The organism is Ruminococcoides bili (assembly GCF_040093295.1).
GTDB lineage: Bacteria > Bacillota > Clostridia > Oscillospirales > Acutalibacteraceae > Ruminococcoides > Ruminococcoides intestinale_A.
Map to the genome: position 1 here is coordinate 1 of NZ_JBBNJY010000053.1, position 10,153 is coordinate 10,153.

7 protein-coding genes and 1 tRNA gene are annotated in these 10,153 nt (G+C 31.6%); 1 reads left to right on the plus strand and 7 read right to left on the minus strand.

Annotated elements, in window-relative coordinates; genetic code table 11:
• Positions 1-134 precede the first annotated feature (134 nt).
• Positions 135-452 carry a nucleoside triphosphate pyrophosphohydrolase gene (locus AAAY30_RS10570; protein ID WP_022233941.1) on the minus strand — a complete coding sequence of 106 codons (318 nt, stop codon included), beginning with the start codon at positions 450-452 and terminating at the stop codon, positions 135-137.
• A gap of 1,064 nt (positions 453-1,516) precedes the next feature.
• Between AAAY30_RS10570 and AAAY30_RS10575 the strand changes: the two genes are divergently transcribed.
• Positions 1,517-2,716, plus strand: coding sequence for an ISL3 family transposase (locus AAAY30_RS10575; RefSeq protein WP_337781955.1), 1,200 nt, complete (start codon positions 1,517-1,519; stop codon positions 2,714-2,716).
• Between the two features lie 197 nt (positions 2,717-2,913).
• Here AAAY30_RS10575 and AAAY30_RS10580 read toward each other — a convergent pair.
• From AAAY30_RS10580 to AAAY30_RS10605, 6 genes are all read right to left on the minus strand, one after another.
• Positions 2,914-2,984 (minus strand) — tRNA-Asn (locus tag AAAY30_RS10580).
• A gap of 321 nt (positions 2,985-3,305) precedes the next feature.
• Positions 3,306-5,120, minus strand: a complete 1,815-nt coding sequence (locus tag AAAY30_RS10585) for a 5'-methylthioadenosine/S-adenosylhomocysteine nucleosidase (protein ID WP_302191421.1) — start codon at positions 5,118-5,120, stop codon at positions 3,306-3,308.
• A 10-nt stretch (positions 5,121-5,130) separates the two neighbouring features.
• The gene (locus AAAY30_RS10590; protein WP_295026437.1) at positions 5,131-6,105 is read right to left on the minus strand and encodes a hypothetical protein; all 975 of its coding nucleotides are present in this window, start codon (positions 6,103-6,105) and stop codon (positions 5,131-5,133) included.
• Positions 6,106-6,125: 20 nt separating this feature from the next.
• Positions 6,126-6,407, minus strand: a complete 282-nt coding sequence (locus tag AAAY30_RS10595) for a hypothetical protein (protein WP_295026439.1) — start codon at positions 6,405-6,407, stop codon at positions 6,126-6,128.
• 265 nt (positions 6,408-6,672) lie between these two features.
• The gene (locus AAAY30_RS10600) at positions 6,673-8,175 is read right to left on the minus strand and encodes a UvrD-helicase domain-containing protein (protein ID WP_295026441.1); all 1,503 of its coding nucleotides are present in this window, start codon (positions 8,173-8,175) and stop codon (positions 6,673-6,675) included.
• Entirely contained in the window at positions 8,172-9,851 is a 1,680-nt protein-coding gene (locus AAAY30_RS10605) for an ATP-dependent nuclease (RefSeq protein ID WP_295026443.1), read from the minus strand. The genes AAAY30_RS10600 and AAAY30_RS10605 overlap by 4 nt, the downstream gene beginning before the upstream one ends.
• Between the last annotated feature and the right edge of the window lie 302 nt (positions 9,852-10,153).

The window sequence follows — 10,153 nt, forward strand, 5'->3', positions numbered from 1 at the left end:
ACGACCTTTGAAAAGGTCGACCAAACTTTCATAATTGCCTTGTGAAGTATTCCGCTAAACCATAATTTACCCCAACTTTTGACAAAGAACCACAAAAAAATAAGCACGATGCGTTTAATGCACCGTGCTTTTGTTTACCACTCAGTAACTTCTTTAATAAATATTTTATCTTTATATCTTCCGTTTTTATTAGCCTTGGCAAGTCTTAATCTGTCAAGTTCACCGTCTGTCATACCTCTTGCATTGGCAATGGCATAAACAACTTCAAGAATATCGGCAAGCGCCTCGGTATTTTTATCAATCTGATACTCTGTACACTCCTCTGAAAGCTTTAATTCAAGCATTTCAAGGTATCTTTCGTCAGAAAGAATTTCGGTTTCACACATCTGACCGTTTTCTTCAATGATCTTCGGAATTTTATCTCTCACAAGTTTATTATACTTCTTAATCATATACCACACCTCTTATCCGTTGAAAATCATATTAATATGTAATTATTATACACAACAGCAACAAAAAAGTCAATAAAAGGAGTATTTTGCAATACCCCAACTATTTAATTATACCACAACGCAAAATGCACTTCAATAGATTTTGATAAAATAAAAATATAAATATTTTTAATATTTATATTGACAACAGTTGATTTATTCTGTATAATATAGACAAAGAAAAGGAACAAAAGGAGGTTTCTAATATGAAAGTAAAAGTCCATTACATAAGATATATCAGAGATTTCATGCGGAGCCTTCCCCCAAACAAACAATAACCTGATACATTAGAAAAGGTTATAATATCTCGTTTGTTTGTCGGGCAGCTGATAATTTCAATGTTATTAAACATATTATTAATTTAAATCAGACAAGGTTTCCGATTACTACCAATCAAACAATTGCATTCAAAGCGTACGAATACAAAAAAGAACTTCATATTTTTTATATAGATTGTCTGCGAAAGTAGTTGTTAGGTTATTATTCGTAAAAATGAGCTTTAAAGTAATCACAATTCTAAGGTAATCAGGTTTATCCGAGATTATGATTACAACTTAATATAATTTAAAATCTTGTTAATGGTGGTCGTACCAATGTACAGATAAAATTTATCTAATAAAAATCTAAAGATTGGAGATAAGACCGATGTACGAGGAAGTTTATATTTAGATATACTATAGTATAGGAGATAATTCCGATGTAAACTTTAACGATTTCTAAATTATACATAATTGGAGATGAGTCCGAAATTTAGTTTATAAAAAGCCGATAACATAAGTATTGTTACCGGGTAATGATGATAATAAATTAAAATTTCAATAAAAGCAATACCTACCGACAGAGAATACTCTGTCGGTAGATTTTTGTTTTGCGGCTTTATTAAGTTGCGTAAACTATTTAGGCTCTATACTAAATGTTGGGGTAACAAATAGATCCTACAAAAATAATTTTAAAAAAAGTAGAGCATATTTGTCTAAAATCCGTTAAAATGGAATTGACTAGAAACCAGAAACGGAGGAACAAATATGCTCTACAAATATTTTACCGAAAAACTTTTAGGATTGCAAGATGTTGATATAGAAAAAATTGAAGAAATTGATAATTCAATCCATATTAACTGCCGGTTAAAACGAAAACCTCACAAATGTCCTTGCTGTGGCAATTTAACTGATAAGATTCACGATTATCGTGAACAGCCTATAAAGGATATTCCTGCCTTTTGCAAGCACATCTTTATTCATCTTTATAAGCGTCGATATCGTTACTCCTGTGGCAAGCGTTTCCCTGAAAATGTCGATTTTCTCCCTCGTTATCATCGTATGACTAACAGATTGGCTTTGTATATCATTGACAAATTGAGAAATGAAGTTTCTTTTTCAAGCGTTGCAAGAGAGGTTAACCTCTCTGTAAGCTCCGTAATCAGGGTTTTTGATTTAGTTTCCTACGCTCCTAAAAAGCTCCCATCTGCTATTTCTATTGATGAATTTAAAGGCAATACGAACAGTGAAAAGTATCAATGTATTCTCACCGATCCTGTCAACAAGGTTGTTTTGGACATTCTTCCAAAAAGATATGCGCATTTCCTAACTGAGTATTTTAACCATTTTGATAAGTCACAGCGTGACAAGGTTCAGTTTTTTGTCAGTGATATGTGGAAACCCTACTCTAATATTTCTTCTATGTGGTTTAAAAATGCCTCACAGATTGTTGATAAATACCATTGGATACGGCAAGTTATCTGGGCTTTTGAGGCTGTTCGCAAACAAGAACAAAAGAAATTCAGCAAATCTCATCGCAGATACTTCAAGCAATCAAGACAGCTTTTACTAAAAAGATTTGACCTCTTTTCTGACGAACAAAAACAACAGGTAAATGTTATGCTTTTTACTTCTCCAACTCTTTCTACTGCTCATTTTTACAAAGAGGATTTCCTTAAAATCCTTGATTGCAAAGACCGACAGTCTGCAAAAACAGCTTTTTCTGATTGGATAAATTCTGTTTTAGACTGTGGTATTGCACAATTTGTAAAATGTGCTAACTCTATGCTCAATTGGCTTCCGGGTATTCTGAATTCTTTTTCTTCTGCTATCACCAACGGTTTTACCGAAGGCTGCAACAACAAGATTAAGGTACTTAAGCGTAATGCTTATGGTTACAGAAATTTTAAGCGTTTCCGTAACCGTATTTTACATATGTTTTCTCACCAAATGCAAAACAAGCGATAGCTTGATTTACTATCGCTTGTTCATTTCAATTCTTCTTTTTCGGGTTTACCCCAACTATTGACATAGAGCCTAAATATTACTCAAATTTATATACACCTTGCGGCTCAAATGCATCTTGTAAACGATAACTATAATAGTAATTTAGACAAACTTTTAGATAACAAAAAAACAGAGTAGCTATAAAAACTACTCTGTTATGGCTCCCCCAACTGGGCTCGAACCAGTGACATCATGATTAACAGTCATGCGCTCTGGCGAGTGTAGGGGAATACACTATGAAAGTATCATCAATACAATTACAATTTGATTTTTCATTTTTATATATTTTAGATATATGTTGAATATAATTTACGATATGAACGACTGCATAGAAATTTATTGTGAGTCTATAGTAACACTGTACCACTCATGAATGCTTGAAAAATTCAACTAAATTTTTTCTCCACACCTCAATATCTTGTCTTTAGTTTTAATATATATGACAAAAAGTCATCAAGGTGGGATTTTCAGCCGATTTGTCTATGTGGAACACTTCCAATGCTCCTCCGGGTCAAAGCTTTGTTAGAATATAGCACTTCAAAATGATATGTTATATATACGGGATACTTTCAACTATGGAACAGGTATACGCTGCTGCAACCAATGCCGCGTATTCTTGCCATAAATCATTTTTGTATGTATCACAATAGTCGCATATACCTCTAACAACCAAATATCCCACTGTATTAGTCCAAGTTGCATCCGCAACACCGGAAGCTTCCATTTCGACAGCTAATACTCCATATTTATCTTTTAGCATTTTTCTTTTATTGGGATTTTTGAGTAAATTATTGGCAGATGCAATGCCACCCATAAAAACCTTAGGATATTTTGTTCGAGTACTGTCATAAGGATGTTCACAAAGGTTTCCCTCCAAATCGTACAATTTATCAGTATCAACAGATGGCTTCATAAAACGTGAATTAGTGGAAAATTTATCAATATATTCATGCCAAGGATAAATATTTTCATATTCATTTACCTTGATAAAATCAATAGCTTCTAGTAGTTGTGCACTTGGTTTTGCAGAATTAGAACGCACCTCAATATTTTCAGGCGTTTCTTTAGTGAAATCGTACTGAGTAACGCTATTTGACACAACAATATCCCCCAGTCTGACCTGTTTTTCGTCATTTTGAAATGATGGAATCCCACCAGCAATACCAGTCATAATAATCGAATCTATTGATTTAAAATGATTTAACATATTAGTAACCCTTATAGCTGCTTTGTTATTTCCCATACCGCATAATCCAAGAGCCACCCTATGCTTTTTACCGTTTGCAGATTTTAGTTTGCCAACAAAAAATCTATGGCCTGCCCCTCTATCATCAAAAAAGCATTCTTCAACTTCGTGCATCATCATTTTCATAGCCGCACATTCTTTTGGCAAAGCAGTAATAATACCAATTTTTATATTGCTGTAATTTTCCATACTTTTTTTCTCCTGTATAGTATTTTTGCTCGATTTTGAATTATTTAATTTTCCCAAAATGCATTTCCATTCAGTTGAGTTTTTGAATTCAATTAGTTCATACGTACTACAATTATTTACAAAGTCTAAGGCACTTAAGTTCTTATATTTTAAAAGTTTAAGCTCAGATGCCAATGCATTATATGAAATATATTGTTCTTCATCATTTGTTCTATGTGGAAGAACGACATGAGAATCAATAATCGGGATATCTTTTAAACATGTAGCGTTAAACTCTTTTAAAAAACTAGAGATATATTCTCTTGTAATAAAAGTGTTCAAAAAGTAATCTGCATTTTTAATTTTTTCGTTGTCTATTGGTAATAAAGGCAAAATATAATCACTGATATAAGCCTTGTGTCCTAACTTTTGTGGAACCTCATATAATATATCTTCAAGTTTTGATGCAGGTATTGTCTCTAACGAAAAATTGACAAGTGTATTTCTCATTTCAAAATTATTGATCGAAGAATACCATCCAGATTTTATATCTAAAGATGCACTTCGTTCTCTCTTTTTTAATGTTCCTGGTAATATTATTTTTTGATTATCACACACAAAATCACGATAATGAAAGTATGACGATGAAATATTATCGCCATGTTGATTAACCTTTTTACTTAACAATTCATCAATATTATGAGAACTAGATATCAAATCAATAGCACCAATTTCATTTAATTCTTTTAGTTCGTTAAGTATTCTAAAAGACAAATCGGATTCAAAATAATTTGAGGCTGGTATTAAAATTTTCTTATTACTAATCAAAAATGCTATTCTTGTTACTAACTTAAAAACCGAATATAAATAGTTGTAATTATATTTATTTAGTGAAAATAATTTTTGTATTTCATTGTCCAAATGATAAATAAATACATCTTTAGTAAGCATATCTGTTTCCTCATATGAATTCAAATAATGAAAGTTGTGAATCAGTTGGTTCCTCCAGTACCATATTCTCCTTAATAAACTCCCCTTTTAACTTGTTAAGATCTCCGTTAAGGCATATGCAATCCCAAGCCATTAGTTCATCTTTTAACGGAGAATAAATATCATTAAACAAGAAAATTTTTCTATTCCAAGTAAATGCCATTGCAAGTTCAACTAATGTGTTTGCTCCTATGTAATTATCGATGCCTCTTTTTTTCGCATTATAAATCAACACTCCCATAGTTTCTTTATCTCTGATTTTTTTTAAATATGTGCGTGAAACTTTTTTCTTAAATTTCATAAATTGCCTTTCATCATAAAGACCAACAGTTTCATTTTCTTCTTTTGGCACAATGGATTCTATTCCTAATTTTTTAAGTTGATTTTGACAATTAACCATTTCCTTAAAAAACATCATGCTTCCGCAGATAACTATTTTTTTGGCCTTTACAGGGTTAACACTTCTCTCCAAATCAAATAAATCATTAAATGCTTTTTCTCCATCAGTACATAAAGAATAATCTGTTATAAATTCAACTTCACTTGAAAATGCAATATAAGCAAATTCTTCTGGTTTTAACACTTGCTTATTTTTTATAACTGGGATGGGAAGATCATCAGGATAATCAAAAAAATATATAGGCTTTTTTTTAGAAAAACAAAATCCTATTTCGTAGCACGTTGTCTTGCCAACATATCCATTAGGATTATATACATAAACCATGTCTGCTCTAATGATCTTATCTAGTGTTATCATTTGTATTTCTGCGGGGGAAAAATCTTTTTTATCCGATTCAAAAATTACAAAATCTCCGATTTTATCGGTTATATAAGATTCATTTGGTGACAACACACACAAACCCACTTTTTTAAATACTCGAATAATACTCAAAATCTCGTTATAATATTTTTGAAAACTTCCTATTATTGCTACTGTATGCGCCATATAACTTCCTCCGTAATATGTTATAAAAGATAAGGATTATTTATTAACCAATTGAAATTGTTTCTAATCCACTTTTTGAGATATTCATCCTCATTCACAATCGTATCGAATACAGGCTCATGAAAAGTCTGAATTTCCGCAAGTACAACAGGAAACTCAAGTGTATCATCTTTATTATTCGGAAAGTATTTCCATCGCTTTTGCATATCCTCATCATCAGCAAGTGCAACAACACGCTTAAAGCTATCTCTGCCATAGGGAGTACCACACCGCTGCAAAGTTTCAAATATAACTACCTGCAATTTTGCACCATCAAAATCGAATGTCCTTGAAAGATAATAAATATTATAAATCTTTCATTCTGCCTGTCAACTCAAAGCGTTGCAATATTACATTATTTTTTTGCAGACTTCAATTTTATTTGTATAACTGATTTCTTTATCGTGGAATATATTACTCACACTATCAGTCTACAACCTATAGTAATAATACTATAGGTTTTTGTCACTTACTTTTTAATATTGTTCTAAAATATAATTACATATTATCAAACATAACTTGTCAAAATTATCCGTATGTCACTACATCCTCAATATTAAGGCCACTTTCATTAAATATTTTCTTTAAATTGTCTTGAAAACAATTAGCATTAAAATCGTTTAATTTTACAATTATTAATTTACTCTTGGCTCTTGTAACCGCTACATAATGGTTGTATATACTTGACATATCAGACAGTCGATAATCCTCTGCAAATACAATTACCTGTTCAAACTCCAATCCCTTTGAAGAGTGGAATGTAATTGCGATGTGTTTGTATTTATCCGCTTCAAATGCCACATGAAAACTGGTATCAGAAATTGTTTTGAATAATTTGTTTATGTGAGCAGAGCGAGTATCATATCCAAGATATTCAGCCAATGCTGTGACACACGAGCCGAAAGACTGCTCATCATCTATAGTCTCTTCAATTCTTTTGAGTAATCTTTTTACGGTGGATACTGTTTTGCGACTTTCATTTCCTTCAACAGGTATTTCCGAAATTACATCATATGCAGAATACTTTTCAATTATAAGGTATTTAGCAATTGCTGTATAAAGCCACGCTGTATCTGTTGTAATATCAGCAATAGGAGTCTGTGGGATATAAACATACTCTAAACCGTTTGTCGTTAATTCGCTTGCTCCTATTCGTGCGTTATCATTAGAAAAACGCAATAATGCTGACGTTTTATCGGGAACAATATTAGACAATACTTCTGTTGCCCAATTTGCCTTTGTAGGGGAAAGCCACACAATATTATCTATATTTTCCGTAGGATTGTAAAGACTTCTTGTCTCATCACATAATAGATTAGAATAATTCTGTATTTGTTGACAAGAGCGAAAATTATCTCCCATAAATATCTTTTTAAAATTGGGTTTGTTCCAGATGCTTTTAAAAGCCTCTGGATAAGCACCCCTCCATATATAAATCGATTGTTTTTCATCTCCCACAACAAAGGTTTCGATATTCAATTCATCACATAAATACATAAAGAATTTATGCATTGATTTGTCGCAATCTTGATATTCATCGATATATATTTTAAAATATTTTGCTTGAAGATAAAGCCTACAAGCCGAAGAATTTTCTACAATTTCTTGAGCCAAATCAAAAATAAAGTTCCTTTTATTATCTCGATATGAGCAGAGGATACCTTCATTCCTTATTTTTTCAATAGCTTCTTGAAAAGTATCAACTTTAGCTGAATAGTCCGTACTCATGTCCAAATCGAAATCAGCACCATAGACATCCTTCATAAAAGGCTTTATAACTTCCTCAATAACGAAACTGTTATTTGTTCCAATGAAGTGTTGAACTACATCGACAGACAATCTATCCTTTATTTCTTGTGCTGCTTTTATTGTAAAAGTAATTGCAGCAATAACTTTATGTGTATGGTTATCATCAATTTCCTTAGCAATTTTATTAACCATTGTATGGGTTTTTCCTGTTCCTGCACTTGCCCTTACTATTAAGTTACCGGGAGTTTCTACTATTTTCTCTTGAATTGGAGATAGTTTCATTCGGCAACCTCCTTCAAACATGCAAAGTTGTAATGATTATAGATTGTTCTGCAATCTGTACCCGAAAGTTTCTCAATCAACTCCACCATATGATAGTGCTTTGCATCTTGTAAATATTTAACAGGATTATCATTATCCAATAAAGCTGATAATCTATCATGCAAAAACTCGTCTAAATCATTTTCTAAATCCACTTTTGATAAGAAAATATGAAAGTCACTCCGTATTTTATCCAAAGTATTTATATTTGAATTATATAAACTCCTCTTGGCAGAAACAGAATTCTCTTGAATTTGTTTAGTAGGCAGACGCTTTTCCCCAATATAATTATTACAGCGTGAAAAGCCTAAAACGCTATATGTACCTTTTCCTGTTACCGCTCTCAAATCATTGTCAGTTTTTACCACATTAAAAATTTCAAGTTCATCCAGGATAGAAAAATATGTTTCAAATCCCACACCATCAACTGGTAAAATATATATTCCATCTGCTTCATAAAAAGGATGCACTACTGAAAGGACTTTGCTAAATAGCATATATTCAGATGGTCCTTCAACCAAAAGTACTTTGTTAGCAAAGATTGCTTCTGACAAACAACGGTTTAACATTTTCCTGTTTTTTTCATAAGCATCAGGCACTTTATAAAATGTGCTAATACTATTGATTTTTCGCTCACTATATATTCGAACTAAATTTACATTATCCATTTCATAAAGAACAAAAGGCGAATGAGTTGTTACAAACAAGTATGTATATTTGCTATCGGTAAAAAGTATTTGTGATAATGCAATCTGCATAGACTTGTGAAGATGGTTTTCAGGCTCCTCAATTAAAAACAAATTGATTTTCTTTTCCGCATTTTCATCTGACAGTATGTCGTATATTGAATATGCCAATAACTTTTTCCTACCTTCCCCGGCAGTAGGATATAAATTATCATCATTATCTTGTTTAATATATGGGATGATATTTGAGTACAATCCCTTTACTGCGATTTCGGATTTTATTGAAACAGATATCCCTTCATCATGGAATTTTTGATATTCTGGCGTAAGTTTATCCTCAAATTCTTTAATTCCAGACAGAGAAGCAATATGACCATTCAAATCATCAACTGTATTTTGAATTTTTGCTAGAATATCTTTATCTTCATCCTTTTCATTTCTGACAAGCTGGCTCACATTCTTTTTAAATAGGGAATACAAATCAACATAAGAGTCAATATAAATGACATTAAATACATAGTCTATTTCATATAGATATCCTCTTTGCTTCATTTCGTAAAGATGATTAATATCACCACCCCACGATAATATCGGTAGAGCGAGCATTTCTGTTTTGCTATATTCTGCAAAAAGCTTTATATATACCTTATTATGCTCACTTAGCAATGCACCTTTTAGCTGTGCACGGAGTTTTTGACAATCGCTGTCAGCAACATCACTAATATCTATAGTAACGACAATCTCAATTGGTTTTTCAATCTGCTTATTATGAAAATCCGAGTCTAAAAGGTTTTGCTTACGAACCTCTTTATCAAATACATATCGTAGAGCGTATAAAAAATTTGTTTTACCCACATCATTTAGACCAAAGAATATATTTTTATTTGATAAATCAAGTTTAACATCTTCAAAATTTCTAAAGTTCTTTATTGTTATACTTTCAAATTTCATAAGTAGCACCGTCCATTTAAGCTATATCAACAATTTACATCTTTAATTTTCTATTTATTATTACACCAAATACCAAAAAGAAAGTAATCGTTTATAAAATATCAGTTCTATTATTCCGAGGGAAATTTCAACATTAATATTATTTGGAGATTAATTTGTACCACAATTGTTCTGATTGTGGTTTTTTATTTTAATTAATAAAAATCATTTTTTCCCTCTCGCTCCAATAAAGGATAACTTACAATTATATAATGTTGATTTTGAGGTGAGTACATGTCTTTAGCTGAATTCGAACAGGAAAT